The organism is Streptomyces sp. NPDC057654 (assembly GCF_042800135.1).
Classification (GTDB): Bacteria; Actinomycetota; Actinomycetes; order Streptomycetales; family Streptomycetaceae; genus Streptomyces.
In genome coordinates this window covers 1-1,138 of sequence record NZ_JBHVHQ010001455.1, presented here as the reverse complement: position 1 = coordinate 1,138, position 1,138 = coordinate 1, and the positions used below count along the sequence as shown (strand labels likewise).

The window sequence follows — 1,138 nt, the reverse complement described above, 5'->3', positions numbered from 1 at the left end:
GTCCTTCCCCAGCCCTGAGAGCGCGGAGACCACCGGCTGGGCGCCGTCGGCCGCGTTGCGCAGCACCTCGCCCAGCGCGCGGCCGGCGTTGATCAGCAGGTTCAAGCCCGTGGCGAGGGTGCGCTCGCCCAGCGCCTTCAACGGCCCCAGCAGCCCCTTCGCTTCGTCGATCAGCCCGCCGAGCCCGGCTCCCGCTTTCGCCTTCAGCTCCGGCCCGTACAGCACGGCCAGGTTGCGGCCGTACTCGATCGCAGCCGTCAGATACGGGGTGGCCCCCGCCATGCCCCGCGTGAGCAATCGGGTCACGTACTCAAGGCCCGGCGCCATCGCGTTGTAGAGCGCCAGCCCCGTCTGCTTCGCCTGGGTGCGCAGCTGCGTCACCGCGCCGGTCAGCCCCTGCCCGCGTGATTCCGTGAGGGAGGCGGCGGCCCCCGTCCGGTTCACCGCTGCTGACAGCGCGTCGAAGGACTCGACGCCTTGGTGGGCCAGCGCCGTCGCGCCGTTCATTCCGGCCCGGCCGAACGCCTTGGTGACGTTCTCGGCGAAGCCCTTCTGCGTCATGTTCTGTTCGGCCTTGGACAGGCCGTCGATGACCGTCCGCAGACCCCGGAATCGGCCCTGGGCGTCGTATGCCTCGATGCCGAGGTTCTTCAACGCCCCTCGCCGCTGCGGAGTCGGCGCCGACAGGCTCGCGAAGATGCCCCTGATCGATGTGCCTGCGGTCTGGCCCAGCAGCCCGGACTTGCCGAGCATCCCGACCGCGGCGGCGGTGTCCTGGAGGGAGACTCCGAGGGAGTTGGCGACCGGGCCCGCGTACCGCATCGAGTGGTAGATGTCGGTGATCGATCCGGAGGCGTTGTTCGCCGTGGCCGCGAGGACGTCGGATGCTTTCGCCGCCTGGTCGGCGCTGAGGCCGTACTGATCCATGATGTCGCCCAGGTACCGGGCCGACGTGGCGGCATCGACGTCGGCGGCCGAGGCGAGCTGGAGTGAAGCGCGTACGGCGTCGATGGACTGGTCCGCCCGGAAACCGGCCTTCGACAGATCCACCATGCCCTCGGCGGCATCCGCCGCGGTCGCGCCGGGCAGCCGCAGGTCGTTGCCGAGCTGCTGCGCCGCCACCGCGGCGCGCTTCATC

At 71.0% G+C, this 1,138-nt stretch carries 1 protein-coding gene; it reads right to left on the bottom strand.

Annotated features, from left to right (window positions below):
* Window positions 1-1,138: phage tail tape measure protein (locus tag ACFU99_RS44325; protein ID WP_384404557.1), on the bottom strand; the 1,138-nt coding region annotated here is incomplete at both ends.